Source organism: Cupriavidus sp. H18C1 (genome assembly GCF_049311595.1).
Lineage (GTDB): Bacteria > Pseudomonadota > Gammaproteobacteria > Burkholderiales > Burkholderiaceae > Cupriavidus > Cupriavidus cauae.
Genome location: NZ_CP186009.1, coordinates 1,878,495 through 1,904,902 on the forward strand (window position 1 = coordinate 1,878,495; position 26,408 = coordinate 1,904,902).

General features: G+C 70.1%; 20 protein-coding genes. 6 read left to right on the forward strand and 14 right to left on the reverse strand.

Features of this window, described 5'->3' with window-relative positions; all coding sequences use genetic code 11:
- Window positions 1-22: 22 nt before the first annotated feature.
- From OJJOAM_RS24335 to OJJOAM_RS24345, 3 genes are read right to left on the reverse strand one after another with little or no spacing between them, the layout of a single operon-like run.
- A complete protein-coding gene (locus OJJOAM_RS24335) occupies window positions 23-1,066 on the reverse strand; it encodes a tripartite tricarboxylate transporter substrate binding protein (protein ID WP_422650164.1) in 1,044 nt (347 codons plus the stop codon).
- A gap of 19 nt (window positions 1,067-1,085) precedes the next feature.
- Window positions 1,086-2,039, reverse strand: coding sequence for a phosphate/phosphite/phosphonate ABC transporter substrate-binding protein (locus OJJOAM_RS24340; protein WP_422650165.1), 954 nt, complete (start codon window positions 2,037-2,039; stop codon window positions 1,086-1,088).
- Window positions 2,036-3,037, reverse strand: coding sequence for an ornithine cyclodeaminase family protein (locus tag OJJOAM_RS24345; protein ID WP_422650166.1), 1,002 nt, complete (start codon window positions 3,035-3,037; stop codon window positions 2,036-2,038). The genes OJJOAM_RS24340 and OJJOAM_RS24345 overlap by 4 nt, the downstream gene beginning before the upstream one ends.
- Window positions 3,038-3,153: 116 nt before the next feature.
- Between OJJOAM_RS24345 and OJJOAM_RS24350 the strand changes: the two genes are divergently transcribed.
- Entirely contained in the window at window positions 3,154-4,041 is an 888-nt protein-coding gene (locus OJJOAM_RS24350) for a LysR family transcriptional regulator (protein WP_422650167.1), read from the forward strand.
- 84 nt (window positions 4,042-4,125) lie between these two features.
- Here the strand turns inward: OJJOAM_RS24350 and OJJOAM_RS24355 are convergent, their stop codons facing one another.
- The 5 genes from OJJOAM_RS24355 to OJJOAM_RS24375 form a co-directional block, all read right to left on the reverse strand.
- Window positions 4,126-5,313, reverse strand: a complete 1,188-nt coding sequence (locus OJJOAM_RS24355; RefSeq protein WP_422650168.1) for a c-type cytochrome — start codon at window positions 5,311-5,313, stop codon at window positions 4,126-4,128.
- A gap of 113 nt (window positions 5,314-5,426) precedes the next feature.
- Complete coding sequence (locus OJJOAM_RS24360) at window positions 5,427-6,293, reverse strand: ABC transporter ATP-binding protein (RefSeq protein WP_422650169.1); 867 nt, start codon at window positions 6,291-6,293, stop codon at window positions 5,427-5,429.
- A complete protein-coding gene (locus OJJOAM_RS24365; RefSeq protein WP_422650170.1) occupies window positions 6,287-7,390 on the reverse strand; it encodes an ABC transporter permease in 1,104 nt (367 codons plus the stop codon). The genes OJJOAM_RS24360 and OJJOAM_RS24365 overlap by 7 nt, the downstream gene beginning before the upstream one ends.
- 3 nt (window positions 7,391-7,393) lie before the next feature.
- Entirely contained in the window at window positions 7,394-8,320 is a 927-nt protein-coding gene (locus OJJOAM_RS24370) for an ABC transporter substrate-binding protein (RefSeq protein WP_422651050.1), read from the reverse strand.
- A gap of 211 nt (window positions 8,321-8,531) precedes the next feature.
- A complete protein-coding gene (locus tag OJJOAM_RS24375; RefSeq protein WP_422650171.1) occupies window positions 8,532-9,644 on the reverse strand; it encodes an LLM class flavin-dependent oxidoreductase in 1,113 nt (370 codons plus the stop codon).
- Window positions 9,645-9,825: 181 nt separating this feature from the next.
- On the opposite strand from OJJOAM_RS24375, the gene OJJOAM_RS24380 reads away from it, so the two are divergent.
- On the forward strand, window positions 9,826-11,031 hold the full coding sequence (locus OJJOAM_RS24380) for an acyl-CoA dehydrogenase family protein (protein ID WP_422650172.1): 1,206 nt from the start codon (window positions 9,826-9,828) through the stop codon (window positions 11,029-11,031).
- 10 nt (window positions 11,032-11,041) lie between these two features.
- Here the strand turns inward: OJJOAM_RS24380 and OJJOAM_RS24385 are convergent, their stop codons facing one another.
- The gene (locus tag OJJOAM_RS24385) at window positions 11,042-13,951 is read right to left on the reverse strand and encodes an EAL domain-containing protein (protein ID WP_422650173.1); all 2,910 of its coding nucleotides are present in this window, start codon (window positions 13,949-13,951) and stop codon (window positions 11,042-11,044) included.
- A 340-nt stretch (window positions 13,952-14,291) separates the two neighbouring features.
- On the opposite strand from OJJOAM_RS24385, the gene OJJOAM_RS24390 reads away from it, so the two are divergent.
- Window positions 14,292-14,741 (forward strand): nuclear transport factor 2 family protein, encoded by a 450-nt coding sequence (locus OJJOAM_RS24390; protein ID WP_422650174.1) that lies wholly within the window; start codon window positions 14,292-14,294, stop codon window positions 14,739-14,741.
- A gap of 100 nt (window positions 14,742-14,841) precedes the next feature.
- Here OJJOAM_RS24390 and OJJOAM_RS24395 read toward each other — a convergent pair whose 3' ends face one another.
- The 5 genes from OJJOAM_RS24395 to OJJOAM_RS24415 form a co-directional block, all read right to left on the reverse strand.
- Window positions 14,842-15,858 carry a tripartite tricarboxylate transporter substrate-binding protein gene (locus OJJOAM_RS24395; RefSeq protein WP_422650175.1) on the reverse strand — a complete coding sequence of 339 codons (1,017 nt, stop codon included), beginning with the start codon at window positions 15,856-15,858 and terminating at the stop codon, window positions 14,842-14,844.
- Window positions 15,859-16,101: 243 nt separating this feature from the next.
- Window positions 16,102-17,028, reverse strand: coding sequence for a LysR substrate-binding domain-containing protein (locus tag OJJOAM_RS24400; protein ID WP_422650176.1), 927 nt, complete (start codon window positions 17,026-17,028; stop codon window positions 16,102-16,104).
- A 46-nt stretch (window positions 17,029-17,074) separates the two neighbouring features.
- The gene (locus OJJOAM_RS24405) at window positions 17,075-20,290 is read right to left on the reverse strand and encodes an autotransporter outer membrane beta-barrel domain-containing protein (protein WP_422650177.1); all 3,216 of its coding nucleotides are present in this window, start codon (window positions 20,288-20,290) and stop codon (window positions 17,075-17,077) included.
- A gap of 316 nt (window positions 20,291-20,606) precedes the next feature.
- Complete coding sequence (locus OJJOAM_RS24410) at window positions 20,607-21,611, reverse strand: tripartite tricarboxylate transporter substrate binding protein (protein WP_422650178.1); 1,005 nt, start codon at window positions 21,609-21,611, stop codon at window positions 20,607-20,609.
- Window positions 21,608-22,489: an amidohydrolase family protein gene (locus OJJOAM_RS24415; RefSeq protein ID WP_422650179.1), complete on the reverse strand. Its 882-nt coding sequence runs from the start codon at window positions 22,487-22,489 to the stop codon at window positions 21,608-21,610. The genes OJJOAM_RS24410 and OJJOAM_RS24415 overlap by 4 nt, the downstream gene beginning before the upstream one ends.
- Before the next feature lie 115 nt (window positions 22,490-22,604).
- On the opposite strand from OJJOAM_RS24415, the gene OJJOAM_RS24420 reads away from it, so the two are divergent.
- The 3 genes from OJJOAM_RS24420 (at window position 22,605) to OJJOAM_RS24430 (ending at window position 26,280) form a co-directional block, all read left to right on the forward strand.
- Window positions 22,605-23,492 (forward strand): LysR substrate-binding domain-containing protein, encoded by an 888-nt coding sequence (locus OJJOAM_RS24420; protein WP_422650180.1) that lies wholly within the window; start codon window positions 22,605-22,607, stop codon window positions 23,490-23,492.
- A gap of 178 nt (window positions 23,493-23,670) precedes the next feature.
- The gene (locus OJJOAM_RS24425; RefSeq protein WP_422650181.1) at window positions 23,671-24,663 is read left to right on the forward strand and encodes an SDR family oxidoreductase; all 993 of its coding nucleotides are present in this window, start codon (window positions 23,671-23,673) and stop codon (window positions 24,661-24,663) included.
- Window positions 24,664-25,131: 468 nt separating this feature from the next.
- The gene (locus OJJOAM_RS24430) at window positions 25,132-26,280 is read left to right on the forward strand and encodes an MFS transporter (protein WP_422651051.1); all 1,149 of its coding nucleotides are present in this window, start codon (window positions 25,132-25,134) and stop codon (window positions 26,278-26,280) included.
- The last annotated feature ends 128 nt before the right edge of the window (window positions 26,281-26,408 follow it).

A 26,408-nucleotide genomic window follows, 5' to 3' on the forward strand; every position in this document is an offset into this window, starting at 1 on the left:
CGCTATTTTTATCCGGGTAAAACTAGATGTCAAGCGTTACCGGATCGCGCTCGGCACGGCCAATCACCGCCCCTCCATCTGTCAATCCACCGTAATCCCCCCGCTGCCGGATCACCCCGGCCCAGCGCGTGGTCTCCTTCTGGATCGTCTCGGCCAATTGCCGTGGCGTGCCGCCGCCGACGTCCATGCCGAGCGTCGCCAGCTTGCTCTTCAGTCCCGGATCGGCCAGCACTTCGCCGGCCTGGCGGCTCAGCTGCTCGACGACCTCGCGCGGCGTGCCGGCCGGGGCCATCAGCGCGTACCAGGACACCGCCTCGAACTGCGCAAAGCCCTGTTCGGCGATGGTGGGCACATCGGGCAGCACGGCCGAGCGCCTGGCGCTGGCCACGCCGAGCGCGCGCAGCCGGCCGGCCTGGATATACGGCAGCGCCGCCGACATCTGCGCGAACATCATCGTGACCTGCCCGCCGACGAGGTCCGTCATCGCCGGGCTGACGCCCTTGTAGGGCACGTGGATCAGCTTGACGTTGGCGTCGAGCTGCAGCAGCTCCCCGGCCAGATGCGCCTGGCTGCCGGCGCCGGGCGAGGCGAAGGTCAGCTTGCCGGGCTGCTGGCGCGCGAGCTTGAGCAGATCGCCAAGCGACCTGGCCTGGACGCCGGGATGGACCACCAGCACGTTCTCGGCCGTCGCCAGCATCGTGACCGGCACCAGATCGGCCGCCTTGTAGGGCAGGTTCGGCATCAAGGAAGGATTGACGGCGATATTGCCGACCGGCACCACGGCCAGCGTATGGCCGTCCGGCGCGGCCTTGGCGACCTGATCGACGCCGATCGTACCGGCGGCGCCAGCCTTGTTCTCGACGACGACCGGCTGGCTCCAGCGTTTGGACAGGCCATCGCCCACCGCGCGGCCGAGCACGTCGGCCGGGCCGCCGGCGGCAAAGGGCACCACCAGCCGGACCGGCTTGGCGGGATAGGCTTGCCCGCCGCCGCCCTGCGCCGACGCGCCAGGCGGCACGCTTGCCGCGAGCAGCGCGCCCAGTATCGTGGAAAGCAAACGCATCATCGTGAATCTCCCGAGTGGATCAGGCCAATGGATCGGAGGGGTGCGACCAGGGCTTCGATAAAGGTTCCGACAGCGGCTGCGGCTGCGGCTGCGGCTGCGACGACGACTGCGACAGCGGCTGCGAGGACGGTTGCGGCAGCGCCTGCGAAAGTCCCTGCGCAACGGGTGTCGCCGCGGTCAGCGCCACGCCCGCGCGGTCCGCCTCGCGCGCCCATCGAACCAGGCGCCGGTAATCGCCCGGCTCCACCGCGGCAAAGCGCGCCAGCCGCAGCATGACGAGCGCTTCGGCACAGTCCGGATCGCGATGCGCGTCCAGCAATGCCCCGCGCAGCCGCAAGGCGATCTCCTCGTCGATGCCGGGGGAGGCGACCAGCGGCGGAATCGGGGAGGACTGCGTCACCGCCAGCGTGCGCACGGCGGCGATCCGCTCCGGCGCATGCAGACGCAGCAGGTCCAGCACATAACTGTCGACCACGCCAACCTCCGCCCTCCCTGCCATCACGGCGTCGATCACGTCCTGCGGGGTCGGCGTGGCCGCTTCGGTCGGCAGATACAACGCCCCGTCGACCAGCCCGAACTCCATCAGATAGCGGCGCGGCGCGTTATAGCCGGAATTCGATTCCGGCAGCATGCACGCAAGGCGCGTGCCGAAGGTCTGCGCCAGCGAGGTGCACGGCGAATCGGCGCGCACGATGAACTCGCTGAAATAGCGCGGCAGGCCGCCGTAACGCGGCAGGTCGGGCACCGGCGCCGCCAGCAGCCGGTAGCGCACCGGCGCCGTCGCAAACGGATAGCCGCACATCAGCACGCAGGCGCAATCGTCGCGCTCCCACAGCGCGCGGATCGGCGCCGGCGCATCGTGCTCGACATAATCCAGTGCCACGCCGGCGCGCTGTGCCACGCGCATCAGCAGCGTCCGCCAGGCCGCGCCGGCCCGCGGCGACACCGAGTACATCCGTGCATTGGCGATCATGCGTAGACCAGCCTTTGGCCGATGCCCATGCGCTGCGCCTTCTGCATGATCGCGTGGCCGAGCGCGATATCGCTGAGCGACAGGCCGCGATGCCAGAACAGATTGGTCTCGTCGTCGCTCTGCCGCCCGGGCTTGCGGCCGGCAACGATCTCGCCGAGCTCGGCGTACAGCGTCTGCTCCGACAGCTTGCCGGCCTCGACATGCGCACGCAGCGAGCCGAACATGCCGCCCTTGCACTGGCTCCAGTCGTCGACCACCAGCTTGTCCATGATGTCGGTCAGCGACAGCTCGACCGCGCTCATCGTGCCGTAGGGCACGACGAAGGCGCCGCGCGAGATCCATTCGGTCTTCAGCAGCGGCGTCGGCCGTTCCAGCCGCGAGGCTTCGACCACGATATCGGCGCCGCGCACGCACGACTCCCAGTCCTCGGTCACGACGATCGGCTTGCCCAGGTCGCGCTCCAGCCTGGCGGCGAACGCGTTGCGGCTTTCGGGGCGGCGCGAGTGCACGCGGATCTCGTCGAAGTCGAACAGGCTGTCGAGCAGCCGGATATTCCAGTACGAGGTCCCGCGCGCGCCGATATGGCCGAGCACCTTGCTGTCGCGTCGCGCCAGATGACGCGCGCCCAGCGCGGTCAGCGCCCCGGTGCGGGCATCGGTGATGAACGTCGCGTCGATCACGGCGACCGGCATGCCGGTGCGCGGTTCGAACAGGTTCAGCAGCGCCATTTCCGACGGCAGGCCCTGCTTGTAGTTGTCGACGAAGTCCCCGACGATCTTGACCCCCGCCAGCCCGAGCGGCGCGACATAACCGCGCAGCACATTGAAGTGCCCGTTGAAGGCGGGGTCCGGGATCAGGTGCATGCGCGGCTCGATCACGGTCTGCCCATTGCCCTGCGCCACCAGCCCCTGCTCGACCGCGGCGAGGATCTCCGCGTCGGTCATCGCCAGCTGCGCGATGTCCTTGCCGTTGAGGTAGGTCAGATGGATGTCGCTCATACCGTCTCCTGATGTCGTGGATCGTCGAATCGTGGATTCGTCGAAATCAGTGTAGGGAGCGCGGCCATGACTGTCATATGCTTATATATCGGTGACGCTTAACATCGTGTTATGTGATGAAAATCAATCTGCGCCAGATCGAAGTCTTTCGCGCGGTGATGCTGACGGGCTCCATCAGCGCAGCCGCCAAGCTGCTGTACGTCTCGCAGCCGGCGATCAGCCGCCTGCTGTCGCATACCGAGCAGCGCCTGGGCTTCGCGCTGTTTCGCCGCACCAAGGGAAGGCTGTATCCGACGCCCGAAGCGCGCCGCATGCTGGCCGAGGTCAACTCGGTCTACGAGGGCATCGAGCGCGTCAACGAGATCGCCGAGGACCTGGCGGCGAACCGCACCGGCAGCCTGCGTGTGTCGTGCAGCCCCAATCTGGGGCAGACGGTGCTGCCGCGCGCGATCGCGCGCTTCCGCCTGGCGCATCCGGAAGTCCGCATCGTGGTGCGCACGCAGATTCCGGCCAATATGCTGCGCGCGCTGCTGTCGGGGCAGGCCGAGCTGGGCATATCGACCATGCCGCTGACGCACCCGAATCTGGAGGCGCGCGTGCTGGCGCGCAATCCGCTGGTCGCGCTGGTGCCCGAGGGCCATCGGCTTGCCGGGCGCAGTGCCGTGCGGCCGGCCGAACTGGCCGGCGAGGCGCTGATCGGCTACGGCGACGACGTGCCGTTCGGCCTGCTGATCCGCGAGATGTTCGGCGGCGAGGCGGACCAGCCTGACTTCAGCGTGCAGGTGGAGCAGGCACACGTCGCGCGTGCGCTGGCGCAGGCCGGCGCCGGCATCGCGCTGGTCGATGCGATGACGGTGTTCGGCCAGAGCTGGCCCGACATCGTCGCGGTGCCAATCAGGACCCGCGTCATGGCATCGGCGCAGATCTTCCATGTCGAGACCGAGCCGCTGTCGCGGCTGGCGCTGGACTTTGTCGATACGCTGGTGGCGATGATGAAGCGGTAGAGCCTGCCGCTGCGCGCCACCGCTCACCGCCGCACAGCGTCGCTCACCGCAGCACCCGGCCGCGCCTCGCTGCCGGGCCTTCCGCTAATGCACGATCCCGCCCTTGACGAAGCGCACCGGCTCTGCGTCCATCCGCAACAGCAGCGCGGTCAGCCCATCGGTTGCCGGCTTGTCGCCCGCCGTCGGCTTCGCCGCCTGCCCCGACTCGCACAGCAGATCCGCATCGGACCAGCCCTTCTGCTGCGGCGTACCGCGTGCGCGCAGCCAGCCGTCGCGATCGGCCAGCAGCTCGGTACCAGCAAGGCGCTCCGGCGCGACACCGGCGAGCCGCGCCACGATATCCCAGGCCTGCGGCGACACCGCCGTGCACTCGCTGCGAAACTGCGGCACGGCAGCGGGCGGCCTGCCGTCGGGCGTCACCAGCAGCGTGAGAAAGCGTGGATCCTCGAGCGGAATGCGATCGGGCGAACCCTCGAAGGCCACCAGCCGCAGCCGCTGGCCGTCGCGCCACCGCGCCAGCCGGCGCGACGCATCGGCGCCGCAGCGTATCGCCATATCGGGAACCGGCACGGCCATCGGCCAGCTGCCGGCCGACTTCGCGCCCTCGCCCGCCGCGAGCGCCTTGGCGTAGTCGAGCACCGCCCAGATCTCGTCGTCGCCCAATACTCCGGCAAAGGCTGGCATGACGAGGCGGCCATCGTCATCGCGCATGCCATCGGCGATGTGCCAGAACAGCTCGCCATCGGCACGCCGCCCGAGCAAGGGGCCGACCAGCGTCGGCGGCCAGCGCGGCAGCGTCGCCGCCAACGGCCCCTCGCCGCGACCGTCGTCGCCGTGGCAGGCCGCGCAATGCTGCCCATAGATTCGCGCGCCGACGGCGATCGCTTCCACAGAAAATCCGGTCGGACTCGCATGAAAGCTGGTCGGCGCCGCCGGCACGAACAGCAGCGCCGGCGCAGGCCAGGGTGCAAACAGCAGGCTCGCGGCCGCGATCGTCAGCAGCAGCACGCGCCGGCGCCGCCATGGCAGCGCAAGCACAATCGCCACAAGCGACAGCGCGACGGCGATCCCTGTCCACGCCAGTTGCCTCGCCACGCCGAGATCGATCAGCAGCGTTTCGCCGGCGATGCGATGGCCCCAGGGCCAGGCCGGCTGTCCGTGCGCGTCGCCGGTCAGCCCCAGCCAGTGCCATAGCCGCAGCAGGCCGAACTGCGCCTGCTCGACGATGGCCAACAGCGTATCGAGCCAGGGCGGCAATACCACGCCGTTCATCGGACCGTTCGCGCCGCGGCGTCCCCGAACGCTTCCACCAACGCTGCCTTCAACGCTTGCGCCAACGCCTCCTTCAACGCCCCCCTCCAACGACTCCCGCAACGCTTGCGCCATCACCAGCTCGCGTCCAGGCCAAGATGCCGCAGCGCCTCGTGCCGCATCTCGGTCAGCCGCGGATCGCCGCGATGGCGCGGATACGGCAGATCGACCTCGATCTCGGCACGGATACGCGCCGGCCGATCGCTGAACACGATCACGCGCTGCGCCAGGAACAACGCCTCCTCGACATCGTGCGTGACCAGCAGGGCCGAGAATCCGGCGCGCTGCCACAGCCCGACCAGCTCGCTCTGCATCGCCAGCCGCGTCAGCGAATCGAGCTTGCCAAGCGGCTCGTCCAGGACCAGCAGACGCGGATCGTTGACCAGCGCACGCGCCAGCGCCACGCGCTGCGCCATCCCCCCGGACAGCTGATGCGGAAAGGCGCGCGCGAAGTCCTTCAGGCCCACGCGTTCGAGCGCGGCGTCGACGCGATGATGTTCGCGGCCGAGCAGGCCGCGCGCCTGCAGGCCCAACGCCACGTTGTCCCAGACGCGCCGCCACGGAAACAGCGTCGGGTCCTGGAACACGACGATGCGCGACGGGTCCGGCTCGGCGATCGTCGCGCCGTCCTGCAGGATCCGCCCCTCCACCGGCGCATCGAGACCCGCGACGAGCCGCAGCAAGGTGGACTTGCCGCAGCCGCTGGGCCCCAGCAGCGCGACGAATTCCCCCGGTTCGACCTGCAGATCGACCCGGTCGAGCACCTGCAGCCGTGTCCCGCCGTCACCGAACCAGTGGCTGACCTGCCGTACCTCGATGCGCGCGCCGGCTCCGTTCCCTTCGATGACCCCACCCGTCCCGTCGTTCTTTTGTCGATGCGACCCTGCCGGTCCCCGCACCACGGTCGCCTCCGCCTTGTCCGCAATCGCCGCGCTCACCATTTGACGGTCCCCTTCTGCCACGACAGTGCCCGGTCGCGCAGCGCGAACAGCAGCGTGATCACCCCGGAAAACAGCAGCGCCATCACGATCAGCGCCGCGTACATGTTGACGTACGACGCCCAGCCCTGCGCCCAGGTCAGGTACCAGCCGAGCCCGGACTTGACGCCCATCATCTCCGCGGTGACCAGCACCGAGAACGACGCGCCCAGTCCCATGAACAGGCCGACGAAGACCTGCGGCAAGGCCGCCGGAATCGCCACGCGCAGCACCAGGAACCAGCCCGACGCCCCCATCGTGCGCGCTACGTCGTAGTAGCGCTTGTCGACGCTGGCGACGCCGGACCATGTCAGCACCGCCACCGGAAACGCGGTGGCCAGCGCGATCAGGAACACCGCGGCCGAATAGCTGGACGGGAAGAAGTAGAAGGTCAGCGGCAGCAGGGCCGTCGACGGCAAGGGACCGAGCACGCGCAGCACCGGATGCACCCAATAGCCGATCCGCCGCGACCAGCCGATCGATACCCCAATGAGGAAGCCGACCACCGCGCCGTGCGCGACGCCCAAGCCGAGCAGCTTCAGCGTGTTCAGCGCGCTGTCGCCGAGCCGGCGCCAGTCGTCGAGATAGACCTCGATCAGCGCCTGCGGCGGCGCGAAGAACGGCGTCGGCAAGGTTCCCGTCTTGGCGGTCAGGAACTCCCAGCCGGCCAGCACCAGCGGCAGCGCGACCAGCCACGGCCCGGCGCCGCGCAGTGCCGCCCAGCCGCGGCGCCCCGCCCACACGCGGGAACCGATCGCCGCGGACAGCACCAGCGCCGCCGCCACGACCAGCGCCGCGACGCCGAGCTCGGCGGTATAGGCCCAGTCGCTGAAGCCCGCGACGCGGTTCGGCCAGCGCCAGGTCAGCAGGCCGAAGCCCGCCCATGCCAGCGCGGCAACGTAACCGACGGGCCATTGTGCCGGCGCGGCCGCGCTGGCTGCCGCCGTCGACACCGCCGAGGGAGAGACGGAGGGCGAGCCGGAGGTCGAAGCGTGTGCCGACCGGCGTGTCGTCCGCCCGCCATCGGGCGCCGCCTCGAACGCAGGTTGATGCGTACTCATGATTTATCCCAGGACATTGGCATAGACATGCTGCGCCAGGCGTTGCGGATCGGTGGTCTTCTTGATCACGCCGATCCGGCGGAAATCGTCGGCATAGAACGCGATCTCGTCGCGCAGGTCGATGCCGGTCGGATGATGGGTATAGGTCAGCGTCGCGTAGAGCTTGCGCAGATCGTCCAGCGAGATCTTCGGCGAGTACTTGGCGAACACCCTGGCGGCCTCGTTCGGGTTTTCGTGCACGAAGTCGGTGGCCTGCACGATCGCGCGCGCCAGTGCCGACGCGGCCGGACGGTCGTTGCGCACCAGTTCGCCGCGCGCGCCGACCACGCAGCAGACCTTGCGCGCATACTCCCCGCTCAGGTTGGTCGCCAGTTCGACGTAGGCGCCGTTGGTGCGCTTCTCCAGCAGATAGAGATTGGGATCGCCGTCGGCAATCGCCTGGATCTCGCCCTTGTCGACCGCCACGCCGAGCAGGTCGGCCGGATACTGGCGCCAGGTCACGTCCTTGTCCGGGTCGATGCCGTTCTTGGCCAGCAGGATCGTGAAGAAGTGCTTGCCCGGCGCGGCCAGATCGCTGACGCCGACGGTCTTGCCCTTCAGCGCCTGCAGATTGGTGACGCCGGCCGCCTTCGCGCCGACCAGCCGCACGCAGCCGCCGTGCGAGCTGCCGATGATCTTGACGTCGAAGCCCGCCTCCAACGGCTTGAGCCAGCGGTGGATCATGCCGACCGCGGCATCGGCCTTGCCGGTGGCGATCGATTCGAGCAGCTGGTCGGTGGAGCCGCTGTAGTTGATCAGATCGACCTGCAGGCCGTTCTTCTCGAAGAAGCCCTTTTCCTGCGCGACCACGATCGGCGTCAGGCAGAAGGAGTTCTGATTCCACGCGAAGGTCAGCTTGCGCGGCGCGGACCAGGCGCGCCGGCCGAGCATCAGCGCCGGCGCGGCGATGGCCGCGGCGCCGGCCAGGCGCAGCACGTCGCGCGCCGTCCGGCGGCGGGCGTGGCATCGGCGGGGGATTCGAGTTGGCTCATGGTGATACGGCTCCCGTGGTTCGAGGTGTTCCTGATTTCGTCTTGGTTTGGTCTTGGTCTGGTCTTGGCTTGGTATGTCCCGTGGCGCGTGGCGGCCGCGGCAATCCGGCTCATGCCGCCTGCCGTTGCGCCTGTCCGTGTTCCAGCGCCCGCTGCGCGTCGCGTTCGGCCACCAGCGCGCGCAGCCGCGGAATCAGCTCGCGGCCGTAGTCGATCGCATCGTCCAGCGGATCGAAGCCGCGAATCAGGAAGGTGGTGACGCCGAGGTCGTAGTAGTCGAGCAGCGCGTGCGCGACCTGTTCGGGCGTGCCGACCAGCCCGGTCGAATTGGAGCGGCCGCCGGTCTCGCGCGCGATCGCGGTCCACAGCCGGGTGTCGACGCGATCGCCCTGTTCGGCGGCGGCCAGCAGGCGGCGTGCGCCCTCGCTCTGCTGCGGCCCGCCGCGGCTGTAGCCCTGCTGCACGCGCAGCGCGCGGGTGCGTTCGAGAATGCGGTCGGCACGCTCCCACGCCTTCTGCTCGGTGTCCGCCAGCACGGGGCGGAACGACACCGAGAAGCGGATCTCGCGGCCGTGCTTCGCCGCCTCCGCCATGACCCGCGTGGTCAGCTCGCGCACCTGCTCCAGCGATTCGCCCCACAGCGCATAGACGTCGGCGTGCTTGCCGGCGACTTCGATCGCCGGCGCCGAAGCCCCGCCGAAGTAGATCGGCACATGCGGCCGCTGCGCCGGCTTGACCTCGGAGAAGCCGCGCTGGAAGCGGTAGTAGCGGCCCTCGTGATCGAAGGGCGCGTCTTCGGTCCAGATGCGGCGCAGGATGCCGAGGTATTCGTCGGTGCGCGCATAGCGCTCGTCGTGGTCCAGATAGTCGCCGTCGCGCCTCTGCTCGTCGTCCGAGCCGCCGGAGATCACATGCACGCCAAGCCGGCCGCCGCTGAACTGGTCGAGCGTCGCGATCTGCCGCGCGGCCAGCGTCGGCGCGGTGAAGCCGGGCCGATGCGCCAGCATGAAGTGGATCCGCTCGGTCACCGCGGCCGCGTACGAGATCGTCAGCGTGGCCGACGGCCCGGTGGAATGGTGCGGCACCAGGATGCGGTCGAAGCCGGCCTGCTCATGCGCCTGCGCGAAGGCACGCACATAGTCGCGATCGACGACGGGCCCGCTGGGTGGATGAATCTCGGACTGCTTCTGGCTCTGGATCATGCCGATGATGTCGACGCTCATGGGTTCTCCTGTGTCGCCCGCTGCAACCACGGCGGCGGAATCTGGCGACAAACGTAAGGCAAACCCGCGCGCGGCCGAACGAATAAAAACGACACTCCATATTCGATTTGCATCGTTCATCGAAGCGGCATCGCGGCGTTACGCTAGGCGCCGATCCGAATCCGCACAGGGAATGACCGCCATGCCTTCCTCCGCCTTGCGCCGGCTGCCCAGCAGCGAGCCGCGCCTCGATGAAACGCTGGATATCTTGGGTGCCGCCTTCTCCGCCAACGCCGCGCGGCACGATGCCGACGGCAGCTTCGCGCACGAGAACTTCGCGCTGCTGCATCGCCATGGCCTGATCGCGCAGGTCGTGCCGCAAGCCCATGGCGGCGGCGGCGCGAACCTCGCGCAGGCGCGCCGCATCGTCGCGGCGGTGGCCGCCGGCGATGCCGCCACCGCGCTGGTGCTGACGATGACCTATCTGCAGCACCGCGCCATCGCGCGCGACGACCGGCGTTGGCCGCCGGCGGTCGCGCAACAGGTGTTCGACAGCGCGGTGTCCGAGGGCGGGCTGATCAACGCGTTGCGCGTCGAGCCCGAGCTGGGCTCCCCTTCGCGTGGCGGACTGCCGGGCACGGTGGCGACGCGCACCGCCGACGGCTGGCGGCTGCACGGCCGCAAGCTCTATTGCACCGGCATCCCGGCCCTGCGCTGGCTCGCGGTCTGGGCGCGCACCGACGAGCCGCAGCCGCGCGTCGGCGTGTTCCTGGTGCCGGGTCCGGCCGATCCGGCACGCGGCATTCGCGTGATCGAGAACTGGAATCACCTCGGGCTGCGCGCGTCGGGCAGCCACGAGACGGTGCTGGACGATGTGTGGATTCCGCCGGAATACGCGGTCGACATCCGCCTGCCCGAGCAATGGGCGCCGGCGGGCGCCAGCCAGGCCGATACCGACGCCAATGCCGATCAGCAGGCATGGATGGTGGTGCTGCTCGGCGGCCTCTACGATGCGGTGGCGCGCGCCGGCTTCGACTGGATTCGCGATTTCGTGCGCAACCGTGTGCCGGCAAGCCTGGGCGCGCCGTTGGCAACCCTGCCTCGCGTGCAGCAGATCATCGGGGAAATCGCCGCGCTGCTGCAGGCAAACCGGGCGCTGCTCGACGACGCGACCGCGCGCGTCGATGCCGGCCGGCCGCCGTCATTCGGCGACAGCGGCCTGCTGAAATTCACCGTGACGGGCAACGCAATCCGCGCGGTCGAGCTCGCGCTGCAACTGGCCGGCAATCACGGTTTGAGCCGCAACAATCCGCTGGAGCGCCACTATCGCGACGTGCTCTGCAGCCGCGTGCATACGCCGCAGGACGATGCGATCCTGATCGCGGCGGGCAAGCAGGCGCTGGCGTGAGGCCCTCAACCTACGAAGCCGCGCGCCCGGCGATATGCTCGCTGGCGCCGCGCTCAAGCAGGCGGGCGGCCTGCGCCGCCGGCACCGGCGGGCTGAACAGGTAGCCCTGCCCCTCGTCATAGCCCTCCTCGCGCACCGCCGCGAGCTGGCTAGCGGTCTCGATGCCCTCGGCGGTGGTGACGAGCTTGAACGCCGCGCCGAGGCTCGCCACCGCGTGCAGGATCGCGCGTCCCTCGTTGCCGCCATGCAGATCGGTGACGAAGGAGCGATCGAGCTTGATCTTGTCGAAGGCAAAACTGCGCAGATAGCCCAGCGACGAATAGCCGGTGCCGAAGTCGTCCATCGCGATGCGCACGCCGACATCGCGCAGCGCCTGCAGCGTCGACAGGTTCGACTGGCTCTCCTGCAGCAGCACCGATTCGGTGATCTCCAGCTGCAGCCGTTGGGGGGATAGTCCTGCCTCGCCCAGCGCGTGCCGCACCGTATCGACCAGCGCCGGATCGCGGAACTGCAGCGGCGACAGATTGACGGCCACCGACACCGCCGCCGGCCATGCCGCCGCCTGCCGGCTCGCCTCGCGCAACACCCACGCGCCAATCGGCACGATCAGGCCGCTTTCCTCCGCCATCGGCACGAACTCGGCCGGCGAAATCATGCCGCGGTCGGGATGCTGCCAGCGCAGCAACGCCTCGAAGCAGCGGATCTGTCCCGAACGCAGGTCGTACACCGGCTGGTAGTGCAGCAGCAACTGTCCGTCGGCCAGCGCCTGGTGCAGGTCGCGCTTGATCGCCACGCGGGCGCGCAGCTGCGCATCCATGTCGGCGTGGAAGGGCAGCACGCTGCCGGCGCCCTCGCGCTTGGCGTGGTCGAGCGCGATATCGGCGGCGCGCAGCAGGTCGTCTGGCCGGTCGCCGTGTTCCGGCGCGAGCGCAATGCCGACGCTCGCGCCGATCGTGACGGCATGCCCTTCGACATGGAACGGCTCGGACAGGCACGCCTGGATGCGGTGTGCCAGCGCGGCCGCCTGCTCGCCATCGGCCACGGGCGTCTGCACCACCACGAATTCGTCGCTGCCCAGCCGCGCGACGGTATCGGCCTCGGTCAGGCAGCCGCGCAGCCGGTCGGCGACCTGGCGCAGCACGGCATCCCCGACCGCATGGCCGAAGGTTTCGTTGACGCCCTTGAAGCCGCTCAGATCGAGGCAATGCAGGGCGGTGCGGCTGCGCTCGCGCAGCAGCAGCTCCAGATGCTCGCGCAAGGCGACGCGGTTCGGCGTACCGGTCAGCGCATCGTGCCGGCTCAGATACGCCAGGTGCTGTTGCGCGGCCAGGCGCTCCTGTTCGGCACGGCGCCGTTCGGTGATGTTGCGGAAGAAGATCGACAGGCCCTCGGGCGTCGGATAGGCGTGCACCTCGAGCCAGATCGCCAGCGGCGGCAGGTATTCCTCGAAGGCCACCGGCACCTGCTCGACGAGGGCGCGCCGGTATTGCCGCGCGAACACGCCGTCAGCTTCCTCGGGAAACATGTCCCACAGGCTGCGGCCGATGGCGGGTGCGCGCTCCTGCAAGGCGCGCGCGGCGTTGCCGTTGAAGTAGGTCAGGCGCCAGTCGCGATCGATCACGATCACGCTGTCCATGGTGCTCTCCAGCACCGCGGACAGCCGCTGCGCCAGCTGCTGCGCCTCGCCTTGCGCGCGGTCGGCGGCCTCGCGAGCCTCGCGCGCCTCGGTGGCGTCGAGCGAGATCGCCAGCAGGCGCGCCGGCCGGCCCTGCTCGCCGGGAATCGACGCCGTCACCGTATCGAGCCACTGGACGGCGCCGCTGCGGGTATGGCGGCGGATCGTGAAGCGCCCGATGCCGCCCGCGCGCGCGGCGTCCAGCGCTTCGCCGGCTTTCGCACGGCAGGCTGGCGGAACCATGTCGATCCAGCGCTTGCCGAGCACCGGTTCGTCGGCATCGATCTCGAGGAGGCGGTAGGTGGTCGCGTTGGCGTACAGCACGCGTCCTTCCAGATCCAGCACGCAGATGCAGTTCGGACTGCTTTCGAGGATGCTGCGGCTGAATCGTTCGCTCTCGCGCAGCGCCGCCTCCGCGCGCATGCGATCGTCGATGTCCTCGAGCGTGCCGTACCAGCGCACCACGCGGCCCTCGCTGTCGCGGCGGGCGGCGGCGCGCGAGCGGAACCAGCGGTATTCGCCGCCGCGCATGCGCAGCCGGAAGGCCTTGTCGAACGGCGCGCCGCTGTCGACGCTGGCCTGCCAGCGCCGCAGCGTGTCGTCCAGATCGTCGGGATGGACCTGCCCGGTCCAACCCGTCCCCATGCCCTGCTCCACCGCCATGCCGGTCAGCTCCTCCCAGCGCGGCCCGGCTTCGGACACCAGACCCTGGGCGTCGGCGGCCCACTGCACCTGCGGATTGAGTTCGACCGAATGGCGGTAGTGCGCTTCGCTCTCGCGCAGCGCGCTCTCGGCCCGGCGGATATCGGTGATGTCGATGATCGAGGCGATCACGACCGGCATCGGCGCCCCGTCGGGTCCGGTCAGCATGACCCAGCGCTTGCGCGTGGCCAGCACGCGCGTGCTGCCGTCGGCCGCCGGCAAGGTCTCCTCGACCTGGCGTTCCTCACCGGTTTCCAGCACGGCATCGTCGATCGCCCAATAGCCATCGGCCTGCTCCTTGGGCAGAAAATCGTGATCGGTCCGGCCGAGCAGGGTCGCGCGGCTGTGGCCCATCAGTTCGCACATCTGGTCGTTCAGCAGCAGCCAGCGATGCGCGCGGTCCTTGACCAGCACCGGATGGGGCAGCGCGTTGAGCAGCGCCTCGAGGGCGGCCGCGCCGCTGTCGCCGCGAAACAGCGCGAAGGGTTGCCGGCCATCCTCCGATGGCGCTTCTTGTCGGCCTGGCGCGGCGCGAGGGGTCATGGGCGTGGTGATGGTTGCATGGCGGACGGAAGGCGCGTCGTGGGGGCCGACTGGGCCGGTACCGGGCCATTGGGCGGCACTGTAGCGCACGTCCAATGCCCCTCGCTATCCAGCGCTGTCCGACACTCGATGAGCGACCATCCGCGCAGGTAGCCCGTGGAGATGGCGTTGCGCGGGCGCTCCGGGCGGAGGTGGATTCTTACTATGCAACTGGTTGCATGCGGTGACGCGCACTGCTATTCTCATTGCAACTGGTTGCATAGCGTGGAGACGCCGGGCATACGGATCCGGGGCCGCCGCCGCGCCGACCGGTGCCCCCTGACCCGAAGAGGAGAGCCTGATGGAAATCGACGACCAGCCCCTGTCCGACGCCGCCCGCCGCACCCTGGCGACCTGGCATCGGTTGCTGGAACGCAATGCGATGGAGGAACTGGACCCGTTGCTGTCGGACCGGATCGTGTTCCGCTCGCCGGTCGCGCATACCCCCTACCCGGGACGCGACGCGATCAAGCTGGTGCTGAAGACCGTCAATACGGTGTTCCAGAACTTCCGCTATCACCGCACCTTCGCCAGCACCGACGGCAGCAGCGTCGTGCTGGAATTCAGCGCGGAGGTCGACGGCAAGGCGCTCAAGGGCATCGACATGCTGCGCTTCGACGAGGAAGGGAAGATTGTCGACTTCGAGGTGATGGTGCGTCCGATGAGCGGGCTGCAGGCGCTCGGCGCGGCGATGGGCGAGCGCCTGGGCGCCGCCCGGGAAACGCTGGCGGGCAAGGCGCCGCGGCACTGAGCCGGCGGCGCCCTGGGGGATGGCCGGCGCTGGGCCGATGGGGCGACGATGGGGGCGGCGATGGGGCGGCGATGGGGCGGCGTTGGGCCGTGCTGGCCGCTCAGTCGGCGAAGGCGCCGGCCTTGCGCAGCATCGGCTGCCACTTGTCGCTTTCTGCCTTGAGCCAGGTCTTCAGCCCTTCCGGCGTCTGCTTGGCCGGCGGCACGATCTCGGCGCCCAGCTCGTCCAGGCGCTTGACCACCGCCGGGTCCTTCAGCGCGGCCTGCAGCGCGGCGGTCAGGCGCGCCACCACCGGCGCCGGCGTGCCCTTCGGCGCGTACACGCCGTGCCACACCTTCATCTCGAAGCCCTTGAGCCCGCCTTCCTGCAAGGTGGGCGCATTGGGCAGGGCGCGGATCCGCTGCGGCGTGGTGACGCCGTACAGCTTGACCTTGTTGGCGGCGATCTGCGGTAGCGTGGCGGTGGTCTGGTCGCACAGCACGTCGACCTGGCCGCCCAGCAGTGCCGTCATCGCCGGCGCCGTGCCCTGGAACGGAATCACGTTCAGCTTGACGTTGGTGGCCTGCTCGAACAGCAGGCCGCACAGCTGCGACACCGCGCCGAGGCCGGCGTTGGCGAGATTGATCTTGGACTCGTTCTGCTGCACGTAGCGGACCAGTTCGGCAGTGTTGTTGGGCGGCAGGTCCTTCTTGCCCAGCAGCGTCATCGGCACGTCGGCCACCTGGCCGATGTACTCGAAGTCCTTCAGCGGGTCGTACGACAGCTTGCGGTACAGCGCCGGCGCGGTGGCCATGCCGTTGTGGTGGATCAGCAGCGTGTAGCCGTCGGCTTCGGCACGGGCAACATAGGCCGGCGCGATGGTGCCGCCCGCCCCGGTGCGGTTCTCGACCACCACGCTTTGGCCCAGGTGCTTGGACATGGCCTGGCCGAGACTGCGCGCGACCACGTCGGTGGGACCGCCGGCGGAGAACGGCACCACCAGCGCGATCGGCTTGTGCGGGAACGGGTCGGCCGCCTGCACGCCGGCTGCGGCGAACAGGCCGAGCGCCGCGACGGTCAGGCGGCGCAGCGAAGCGAGCGGTCGAAGGGAATGGGTGGACGCAATACGAACAGCCATGGCGATGTCTCCGGATGTAATGCCCTGCGTACCCAGGGCTCGAAATCGCCGTAGTGTCGGCCAACCGACCGCTTCGGCGCCATCTGCCATTGCTTAAGCCATCGTACGGGTCAGCGGAAGCCGGGTTTATGCGGAGCGTTGTTGCCGGGCGGTTGCGGCTGCGCTCTTGCGGCGCCCCCCTTGCCGCCGGTCCTGGCTGCCGACCGCCGTTGCGCTTGTTGGTGGGCCGTCTCCGAAAACGGATCAGCGCTGCAGCGCGTCTTGCCCGTCGTCCGCCGCCATCCGCTCGAGATGCGCCACCAGCATGCGCGCGGCCGGCGACAGGCTCTGCTCGTCGCGGAAACAGATCGCGAAGCGCCGATGCGCCCAGCCGTCGGTCAGCGGCACCACGCGCACGTCCAGGCTCCCGGCGACCGGCTCGACCACCTCGCGCGGCATGATCGCCAGGCCGAGCCCGGCGCGCACGCAACGCAGCGAAGCGTCGAAGGTCGACACCACGGCCCGATAGATCACCGGCCGACCGACGATGGCCGCATGGCGCGCCAGCATGGTGTGCACCGCGGTCTGCGCCGGCAGGCCGATATGGTCGAAGTCCAGCGTATCGGAGAACGCGCATTCGTTTGCGTCGGCCAGCGGATGCGAGGCGGGCACCACCGCGGCCAGATGGTCGGCGCGATAGGCGCGCGTGGCGAGCCCTTCGAGATCGGCGGCATCCCAGCAGATGCCCAGCGGCGCCGAGCCTTCCCGCACGGCGCGCACCACCTCGCGGCTCACGCCCTCCTCGACGGAGACGCGGATATCGCGATGCTCGGGCTGCTGCAGGAAGCCGGCGATATCGTCGGGCAGCGATTCCGCCATCGACGACACCGTGGCGAGCAGCCGGACCTGCCCCTTGATGCCCGACCCGTAGTCCGCCATGTCGCGCGCGACGCGATCGGCCGCGGCCAGCATCGCCCGTGCATGCTCGAGCAGAATCTCGCCGGCCGGAGTCGGAATCACGCCGCGCCGGCGCCGCTCGAGCAACTGCGCGCCGACCGTATCCTCGAGCTGCGCCAGCCGCTTGCTGATCGCCGACGCGACGATATGCTGCTGCTCCCCGGCCCGCGCCATATTGCGCGTCTCACAGACCGCGACAAACAGGCGCAGGCTGGTCAAATCCAGGTCCCGCATCGTGGGCTTGCTCCTTGGCACCGCTAACGGCTCGTCAGGGGGCAAATCATAGCGCGCCGTTTCCCGGCAGGAGGCATATCCCCCTTCGCTGAACGAGAACGTCATCGCCAGCGGCGACAGGAGCAAACCCACGCTGCATCACCACGTGTATTTCACCCCCCACCCGGACCACGTACTGGTGATAGCTCTGCTCGCCCCACGCGCCCGCCAGGTTGGCCCAGCCGGTCCAGCGCTTGTCGAGCTGCGCGTTGACGCCGAGCTTGGCCTCGTAGCGGTTCTCGGGATACAGATCGCCGACCGTGACCCGGTCGAAGGTCATGCGGCGGTCGGTGTCGGCGTGCCACCAGTTCAGCGTCAGATAGGGCTGGATGCGGCGCGTGTCGCCCTGGACGAACGTGCGATGCAGGCGCACGCCAAGGCGCGTGATGGGGCCGTCCGCATCGCCGCCGGCGATCCGTGTGCCGTTGGCCTCGGCGATGTCGTCCTGCCGATAGTCGACATAGATCAGCTGCGCCTGCGGCTCGATCACCCAGCCGCCGCGCAGCGCGATCGCATAGCCGGCCTCGCCCGACACCGCGAGTCCATGCGCGTCGTACTTGACCGGCGGCAGCCCCGCTCCCTCCACCCGCTGGTCGAACCAGCCGTACTGGAACCAGGTATCGACATAGGCGCCGAGCTTGTTGTCGTCGTTCTGGTACCAGGTGCCATAGACGCCGGCGCTGAAGCCGTCGACCTTGCCGCGCGCGCGAGCCGGATTGCCGGCGGCCTCGGCGTCGGTGCTCGCCGCCAGATAGCTGCCCATCACGCCGAGATGGACGCGGTCCGCGGTGCCGAACAGCGCCCACTTCGCCAGCTCGGTGCCGCCCTGCAGCAGAAAGGTATCGGTATCAGCCTGGAAGTTGCCGTCACGGCTGTGGCTGCCCTCCCACTTGCCGACCATGCGCAGCCACCCGGACCGCGGCTGCTGACTGGCCGGCGCGAAGCCCTGCGATTCGACGAACTGCGGCTCGCCGAGCCGGTCGTGCAGGCTGTGCACGAACATCTCGCCGGCGACGCGGCGATTGGCCAGGTACGCCGCCGCTTCGGGCCGGAACAGCGGCCGCGGCGGCTGCGGCCCGGGCGGCGCGGGTTCCCGCTCGGAACGCAGATACCACGACTGCGGCGACGAGGGATCGAGGCTGCCGCGAAACAGCCGGTACTCATAGGCGCCGGCCACCACGCGGCCATCGAGCGCGAAGGCGTCGGTCGTGGTGGTGGCGCCGCTGGTCGCCTCGACCACCTGGATACCGTTCGCGCTCGTCAGAGCGCCCGCGCCACCGGCGTTGACGATGCGCAACCGCGACCGCCCGCCCGCACTGCCCTGCACCACCAGCTTGTCCGACGGCGAACCGTCGCCATCGAGCCGCGTGTTCAGCGCGATCAGTCCGCCGACCCCGGTGTACTGCTGCACGGTCAGCGTCTTGAAGGCGCCGGCCACCGGCGGCGCGAATACGACCTGGCTCGCATCGACGGTCAGTCGCGTCAGGTTGGAATTGCCGGTCATGTCCCAATGCGTGTTCCGTCTCAGGGTCACATCGGACACGCTGCCCGGCTCCGTCAATGCCGCGCCGGTGATGCGGCTGTTGTCCGCGACGATCGTGCCGAAGCCCGGCTCGGGGCTGATGGTGACGATCGTGGTGCCGGTCGCCATCGAGGTGTCGCGCTCCGTTGCCACCGGGTTCGATGACGCCTCGTTCGCGCGCTGCTCGCCCGGCGGCTGCATCGTGCGGCGCGCCGCGGCGGTAAAGGCGTCGTTCGGTCCGACCCGCAGCCATAGCGTGCCGCCGGTGACGGTGGCATCCGCCAGCCCGACTGTCGCGGTGCCGCCCGCCACGGCGATGGCGGGACCGGAAGCACTGGTCAGCCGACTGCCGCCGATCAAGTCGGCGCGCGAGTGGGTTCCCGACAGACCGGTGAGGAACAGGGCCGACGCATCGGCGCCGCTTGCCTCCGCGGCGATCCCCGTCGCGGTGACGGCCGCCCCCTGGTACACCGCAAAGGCATGGGCGCCGCTGCCCTGCGTGGCGACCGCGGTGCCGTCGAGCGCCGCCGACGATCCGTCGCCGATCGCGCTCAGGCCGTGACTGCCATCGCCGGCGGTGCGCACGCTGCCACGCGCGATCGTCAACGTGCCGGCGCCAAACACGGCGGCGCCGGGCGCATCCGCGCCGGCGGTCGAGACGGCGACCTCGGTGGCGTCGAGCGTGGTGCCGGCATCGCCGGCGAACAGGCCGACTGCGCGCTCGCCGCCTGTCGTCACCGCGCCGCGCAGCAACGCGACGTTGCCGCCTGCCCGTGCATAGGCGCCGTAGCCGTCGATGCCGGCGGTGGTCACGGTGCTGTCCGTCGCGGCAAGTTGGCCGGTGTGGGCGGCAAACCAGCCGGCGGCACTGTCGCCGCGGATATCGGCCGTCGTGCGCACGGCGTCGATACGCGCGCCGTCGGTGGCGAAGGCGCCGTGCGCATTGCTGCCGGCGGTCGCCACCGTCGCGTCGGCGATCGCGATCCGCGCGCCGGGCCCACCCATCCCCGAAGCGCGCACCGCAATGCCGGTGGGCCCTTCCGTGACGATCGATCCGCCGTTCATCGTGATCGCCGCACCCGTCTGCGCGTTGAGGCCATAGCGGCCGGCGGCCGCGGCCTGGCGCACCGTGATGGGCACGCGCGTCAGCGACAGCGTGCCGCCTCCGATCGCCATCGCCCCGCTACCGCCTCCGGTCGTGGTGATGGCCCCGTCGATCAGCGCCGCGGTACTGCCGGCGCCCTGAACGAATACGCCGTGGGCACGCAGATCGCCGCTCGCGCCGCCGGCGGTCGCGATGGACGCACTGGACAGGGCGACGCTCCCGCCCGAAAACACGCCGACGCCGAATTCGCCGTTTGCGCTGGTGCCGATCGACAGACCGCCCGACGACGCAGCGCCAGGCGGCGTCTCGACGACCGCGTTCTGCTCGACGCGCAGGGCCTGCCCGGCCGCCGTGCGCGTCGACAGGCGAATCGGCCCTTGCGTGGTATCGAACACCACGCGGCTGCCGTTCCTGGCAACGAGCGCCCAGCCTGCGCCGGGCGTGGCAGGCACGTCGATCGTGGTACCGCCGGCCACGACCGCGTCCTGCGCGTCGAGAATGATGGAATTGGTGATGAGGCCCGGGCCGATCGGCGTCTGCACCTGCGCCTGGGCGCCGATGGCGCCCAGTGCCGCGAGTCCGATGCAATGCCTCACCAGTGGTTTGCCGCGCCGCGTGGGCGAGGGACGCGGGGGGACGCACCCCCGCTTGCTGACAACAGGTTGTGCGCATGACAGTCTCCCCCGGTTTCGAACGACATGCCGGCGGACCGTCGTCGTCGGATCCGTGCCGCGGCCTTTCGTCGAAGGCCTGCGTGGGCCCGCCTGCATGGCGGTCTATTCTGCGACTGTCACGCGCAGAGAGTGCGCGTTTTTGTGCCGGGGATTTTTGATCTGCGGCGCTGCCGTCACCGGCCGCGTCGCGCCGCCGGCGCATGCCGGTCGGCATGCCGCCGGAGCGAGACCGCGGAAGTCAATCGAGGCTGAGCTTCGCCTGGGCCGCGACCTTCTTCCACTTGGCGATTTCGGCGCGGCGGAAGGCGTCCAGCTCGGCCGGCGTCGAGCCGACGGTCTCCGCGCCGAAGCCGGCAAGCTGCTCGGCCACGACGGGGTCCTTCAGCACCTGCGCCAGCGCGCGCGACACCTGCTCGACGATCGCCGGCGGTGTGCCTGCCGGCGCGAACACCGCGTTCCACTCGTAGCTCTCGTAGCCCGGCACGCCCGACTCCGCGATGGTCGGCAGGTCGGGCGCGGCCTTCGAGCGCTTGGCGCCGCCGACGGCGACCGCACGCAGCTTGCCGCTCTTGATGTGCTGCCACGCCGAACCCATGCTGGCGAACATCACCGGCACCTGGCCCGCCATCACGTCGACCATCGCCGGACCGCCGCCCTTGTAGGCAACGTGTTCCAGTCGCGTGTTCGCCATCAGGTTGAACAGCTCGCCGGCCAGATGCTGCGCCGAGCCGTTGCCCGCCGAGGCGAAGTGGACCGGCTTGCCGGCATTGGGCTGGCCGAGCTTGATCAGGTCGGCCACCGACTTGACCGGATACGAGGGCGTGACGACCAGCGCATTGGGCACGCGCAGCAGCAGCGACACCGGCGCGAAATCCTTCAGCGTGTCGAACTGCATGCGGCTGTGCAGCGCCGGATTCTGCGCGTGATTCGAGGCATCGAGCATCAGCGTGTAGCCGTCGGGCTTGGCGCGCGCGACATAGGCACCGCCGATCATGCCGCCCGCGCCGCCGCGGTTGTCGATCACCACCGGCTGGCCGAGCAGGCTCGACAGCTTCGGTGCCAGCAAGCGCGCGACCACGTCGACTGTGCCGCCGGGCGGATAGGTGACGACCAGCGTCACCGGCCGCTCGGGATAGGCCGCGGCGACGGGCGCGGCGACACCGGCCAGCAGCACCGCCGAGGCGGCGAACAGACAGGCGCCGGCACGGCGCGACAGCGTGTGGAACAGGGCAGGCAGCATCATGCGAAGTCTCCTTGGAATTGGAATTGGAATAGGTTCAGCGCGGTATCGCCGAGCAATTGCCGGCGCTGCGCGGCATCGTCGATCCAGTCGTCGAGCCATTGCCGGGTGGGGCCGTAGGACACGTGTGGATGTTGGGTATGAGGCCAGTCGCTGCCCCACAGCAGGCGCCTGGCGGTGAAGGTCTCCAGCAGCCGCTGCGCGGCAAGCCGCCCCGCCTGCGCGCATTGCGCATCGGGCCAGTTGCGATAGGCGCCGGACAGCTTGACCCAGACCCGACCGCTGTCGGCGTGGCGCAGCAGAGCGTCGAAGCCGGGGTCCGCCGCGCCGAGCGCGGGATCGGGCCGGCCGAAATGATCGACGACGATGCGGCAGCGGGCCGCCAGCAGCGCCGGCATGACTTCTCGCAGCCGCGCCGCGGGCAGATGCAGTTCGACGTGCCAGCCGCGGGCATGGATGCGCTCGAGCAGGCCGCGCCACGGCGCCGCGCCGAGGTCGGGCGCCGGCAGGCCGATCAGGTTCAGCCGGATGCCCACCACGCCGGCGGCGGCCATGGCGTCGATCTCCGCGTCGTCGATGGACGGGTCCACCACCGCCACGCCGCGCAGCCTGGCCGGCTCCGCACGCAGCGCGGCCAGCAGGTAGCGGTTGTCGGTGCCGAGGAAGCTCGGCTGGACCAGCACGCCATGGGTCAGGCCATGCGCGTCGAGCTGCGCCAGGTAGTGGCCCAGCAGCGCGTCGTGGTCCGGCCGGTAGCGCCGGACCGCGGCCAGCGCCAGGCCGTGCTCGAACACATGGGCATGCGAGTCGACGGCGGGTGGCGCGGATGGTGGCGCGGATGGCGGGGCAAACGGCGGCGCGGATGGCGAAGACTGGGACAAGGCGCGGCTCCGGATGGAAAACGGCTGAACGGACAAACGATAGTTCGGACGGATTCTAGGGAGCGCGGGTATAGTTTTCCATTATCCAGAATCTGATTATTCATACCGTTTCGATATGGAAACCCGCCACCTGCGCTACTTCCTCGCCGTGATCGACCAAGGCAGCGTCAGCCGCGCCGCAGACTGGCTCGGCATCGCGCAGCCGGCGCTGAGCACCGCACTGGCCCGCATGGAGAAGGACCTCGGGGTCCGGCTGTTCGAGCGCTCGCGCCGCGGCGCGCAGCCGACCGCGGCGGCGCTGGCGATCCTCGACGATGTGCGCACCAGCGTCGAGCGCATCGACGCGGCGGCCCGGCGCGCGCAAGAGATCGGCCGCGGCAGCGCGGGGCAATTGACCATCGGCCTGGTGTCCTCCGCGCTGTTCGATACGCTGCCGCGCGCGCTGCGCGAGTTGCGTCGGCGCGCCCCCGGCGTGCGCGTGATCCTGCGCGAGATGAGCAATGCCGAGCAGGCCGAGGCGCTGCGTACCGGCGCCATCGACCTCGGCCTGATGCATACGCCGGTGGCGGTCGGCGGCCGCATGCGGGAGCGCCCGCTGCTGCGCGACCGGCTGGTTGCCGCGATTCCCGACGAGCTCGAGCCTGGACCGGACGGCAAGGTGTCGCTCGCGCAGATCGCCGACGCCGGCCTGGTGCTGTATCCGCAGGCCCAGCTGCCGGCGTTCTATGCCGGCATCCTTGATGCGATGCGCAAGGCCGGCCACGAGGCGCACGTCGCGCAGGAGGCCAACCGGACGCTGACCGTGCTGGCCTGTGTCGCGGGCGGCTGCGGCGTGGCGCTGTTGCCCAGCTGGATCCGTTCGCTGAACTTCCGCGGCGTGCGCTTTTGCGAGGTCCGCGACGGCAACGGGCTGCCGACCTTCGACCTGTCGGCGATCTGGCCGGCGCGCTCCGTGCCGACGCTGGCGGATCTGTTCGCCAGCCTGGAGATGGGGCCGGCGTAGCAGCGCGGCACGGGCGCGGACAGGCACCGCGGCGAACAGGCACGGCGGGACGGGCTCAGCGTCCGACACACTCGCCGGATGACACGCTCGGCGGATAACAGGTTCGGCAGAGGATGTCGCCGTGGCATGCCGTTTGCATCGTCACCCCGCACGATTGCCGATCCGCGAAGGAGTGACCATGCGTCCGTCCCGTCCCGTCACCATCGTCATCACCGGCGCGTCCAGCGGCATCGGACGGGCCACCGCCGAAGCCTTCGCCCGCAGAGGCGTGCGCCTCGTTCTCGCGGCGCGCGGCGAAGCGGCGCTGCGCGAAGTGGCCCATGTCTGCGCGGCGCACGGCGCCGATACGCTGACGGTTCCGACCGATGTCGGCGACGCGGAAGCCGTCGCGGCGCTGGCCCGGCTCGCGGCCGACAGCGGCGACGGCCGCATCGACGTCTGGATCAACAATGCCGGCGTCGGCACGGTCGGCCTGCTGGAACAGACGCCGGTGCACGCCCACGAGCGGGTACTGCGGACCAACCTGATCGCCTACCTGTACGGCGCGCACGCGGTGCTGCCGTACTTCAAGCGCGAGGGACACGGCACGCTGATCAATGTGCTGTCGATGAATGCGTGGTCGCCGTCGGCTTATGGCGTGTCCTACACCGCCAGCAAATATGGCCTGCGCGGCTTCAGCGAGGCGCTGCGCGCCGAACTGCTGCCCTTCCCCGGCATCCACGTCTGCGACATCTTTCCGGCGGTGGCCGATACGCCGGCCTTCCGGCATTGTGCCAACTACACCGGCAAGGCGATCCGCCCGCCCCGGCCGCTGGTCGATCCCCGCACCATCGCCCGGGCCATCGTGCGGGCGGCCGCGCGGCCGCAACGTCAGGCGACCACCATCGGCAGCGTGGCGTGGCTGTCCCGCCTCGGCAACTTCGTCACTCCAGGCCTGACTCGCCGCTTTTCCCAGCAACTGGCGCAGCGCTACATGGACCGCGCCGATCCGGCGCCGCGCACCGACGGCAATCTGTTCGATCCGACCGAGGGCTATATGGCGGTGGACGGCGGCTGGCGGAACCGCAACGGGGGCTCGCGCGCCACCCAGGCCGGCCTGATCGGCGCCGGTCTGCTCGCCGTCGGGATCTCCCTGGGCATACGGGCGCTGTGGCGGCGGCAGCCCGACTAGGGGGCCCTCCGAGAGCCCCCTCCGAGAGCCCCTCCGAGAGCCTTCCGAGAGCCTTCCGAGAGCCTTCCGAGAGCCTTCCGAGAGCCTTCCGAGAGCCTTCCGAGAACCCTCGGAGGACCGCCCAGGCGGCCGCTCAGATGCCCCAAGGGGTCCGTCCTGGTGCCGGCGCCGTCATGCTGCGTCGCAGCACGGTCGCGCGTTTTGCTTCACAATAACGGCGAAACCGGCCGCCCGGATCGCTTCGATCGCGACCGAGCGTGTCAGCGGGCCGCAGAGCCCGCGCTCCGGTGCATCACAAGACCCAAACAACACGCGTCCGCGCGATCTCTTGCAGTCATCTCCTCATGTCCGCCCCTGACGGTAGCCCATACGATCCGATCGACTCCTTTTCACACGACGCTCCCGCCTCTTCCCCCAGCCGCTTCTCCCGCCAGCAGCAAGGCGGAGCGCCGCGCCGGGCGGCTCGCGCTGCTGGCGCTGGGCGTCGGCGGCTTCGCCATCGGCACCGGCGAATTCGTCATCATGGGCCTGCTGCCCGACGCCGCCAGCGACCTCGCCATCACGATCCCGGCCGCCGGCCACCTGATCAGCGCCTACGCGCTCGGCGTGGTGATCGGCGCCCCGCTGCTGGCGGTGCTCGGCGCGCGGTTGCCGCGCCGCACGCTGCTGCTGGCGCTGATGGCGGTCTTCGCGATCGGCAACTTCGCCAGCGCGCTGGCGCCCGGCTACGGCTCGATGATCGTCGCGCGGCTGCTGACCGGCTTTCCGCATGGCACCTACTTCGGCGTGGCGGCGCTGGTCGCCGCCAGCCTGGTCGCGCGCGAGCGCCGCGCGCAGGCAGTCGGCATGGTGATGCTGGGCCTGACCGTCGCCACGCTGGTCGGGGTGCCGATCGCCGCGGCCATCGGCCAATGGCTGGGCTGGCGCTCGGCCTTCGCGCTGGTCGGCCTGATCGGCGCGCTGACGGTGCTGCTGGTCTGGCGCTGGGTGCCCTTCGTGCCCGCCGACCGCCACGCCAGTCCGCTGCGCGAGCTGTCGGCGCTGGGCCGCAAGCAGGTCTGGCTGACGCTGGGCATCGGCGCGATCGGCTTCGGCGGCATGTTCGCCGTGTTCAGCTATATCAAGCCGACGATGATCGAGCTGGCGCACATGTCCGCCAGCGGCATCCCCTTCGTGCTGGCGCTGTTCGGCGTCGGCATGGTGATCGGCAATCTGGCCGGCTCGAAGCTGGCCGACAAGGCGCTGATGCCGACGATCGGCGGCGTGCTGGTCTGGTCCGCGGCGGTGCTGGGCGCCTTCGTGCTGACGGCGCCGCACGCGTGGCTGGCGTCGGCCAATGTGCTGCTGATCGGCACCGTGGTCGCGCTCGGGCCTGCCCTGCAGATCCGCCTGATGGACGTCGCCGGCGATGCGCAGACGCTGGCCGCGGCGCTCAATCACTCGGCCTTCAACATGGCCAACGCGCTGGGCGCCTGGCTCGGCGGCGTGACCATCGCGGCCGGCCTGGGCTGGCAATCGACCGGCTGGGTCGGCCTGCTGCTGGCGGCGGGCGGCCTGCTGGTCTATCTGCTGTCGCTGTCCGACGCCTCGCGCCGCCGCGCGCCGGCCGCCGCCTGAGGACGGGCCGCGACCGGGCACGACGGCCCACGACAGCCCGCGATGGCCGCGATGACCTGCGATGGCCGATCTGTCATCGCGCTGCGCTACCATGGCGTTCCCTGCACCCGAGCCCACGCCAGCCCCAT

What these genes read in the sequence shown, in the direction of transcription:
- OJJOAM_RS24335 (WP_422650164.1), bottom strand. Translation starts at nt 1,066, where the DNA reads ATGATGCGTTTGCTTTCCACGATACTGGGCGCGCTGCTCGCGGCAAGC.
- OJJOAM_RS24340 (WP_422650165.1), bottom strand. Translation starts at nt 2,039, where the DNA reads ATGATCGCCAATGCACGGATGTACTCGGTGTCGCCGCGGGCCGGCGCG.
- OJJOAM_RS24345 (WP_422650166.1), bottom strand. Translation starts at nt 3,037, where the DNA reads ATGAGCGACATCCATCTGACCTACCTCAACGGCAAGGACATCGCGCAG.
- OJJOAM_RS24350 (WP_422650167.1), top strand. Translation starts at nt 3,154, where the DNA reads ATGAAAATCAATCTGCGCCAGATCGAAGTCTTTCGCGCGGTGATGCTG.
- OJJOAM_RS24355 (WP_422650168.1), bottom strand. Translation starts at nt 5,313, where the DNA reads ATGAACGGCGTGGTATTGCCGCCCTGGCTCGATACGCTGTTGGCCATC.
- OJJOAM_RS24360 (WP_422650169.1), bottom strand. Translation starts at nt 6,293, where the DNA reads ATGGTGAGCGCGGCGATTGCGGACAAGGCGGAGGCGACCGTGGTGCGG.
- OJJOAM_RS24365 (WP_422650170.1), bottom strand. Translation starts at nt 7,390, where the DNA reads ATGAGTACGCATCAACCTGCGTTCGAGGCGGCGCCCGATGGCGGGCGG.
- OJJOAM_RS24370 (WP_422651050.1), bottom strand. Translation starts at nt 8,320, where the DNA reads ATGCTCGGCCGGCGCGCCTGGTCCGCGCCGCGCAAGCTGACCTTCGCG.
- OJJOAM_RS24375 (WP_422650171.1), bottom strand. Translation starts at nt 9,644, where the DNA reads ATGAGCGTCGACATCATCGGCATGATCCAGAGCCAGAAGCAGTCCGAG.
- OJJOAM_RS24380 (WP_422650172.1), top strand. Translation starts at nt 9,826, where the DNA reads ATGCCTTCCTCCGCCTTGCGCCGGCTGCCCAGCAGCGAGCCGCGCCTC.
- OJJOAM_RS24385 (WP_422650173.1), bottom strand. Translation starts at nt 13,951, where the DNA reads ATGACCCCTCGCGCCGCGCCAGGCCGACAAGAAGCGCCATCGGAGGAT.
- OJJOAM_RS24390 (WP_422650174.1), top strand. Translation starts at nt 14,292, where the DNA reads ATGGAAATCGACGACCAGCCCCTGTCCGACGCCGCCCGCCGCACCCTG.
- OJJOAM_RS24395 (WP_422650175.1), bottom strand. Translation starts at nt 15,858, where the DNA reads ATGGCTGTTCGTATTGCGTCCACCCATTCCCTTCGACCGCTCGCTTCG.
- OJJOAM_RS24400 (WP_422650176.1), bottom strand. Translation starts at nt 17,028, where the DNA reads ATGCGGGACCTGGATTTGACCAGCCTGCGCCTGTTTGTCGCGGTCTGT.
- OJJOAM_RS24410 (WP_422650178.1), bottom strand. Translation starts at nt 21,611, where the DNA reads ATGATGCTGCCTGCCCTGTTCCACACGCTGTCGCGCCGTGCCGGCGCC.
- OJJOAM_RS24420 (WP_422650180.1), top strand. Translation starts at nt 22,605, where the DNA reads ATGGAAACCCGCCACCTGCGCTACTTCCTCGCCGTGATCGACCAAGGC.
- OJJOAM_RS24425 (WP_422650181.1), top strand. Translation starts at nt 23,671, where the DNA reads ATGCGTCCGTCCCGTCCCGTCACCATCGTCATCACCGGCGCGTCCAGC.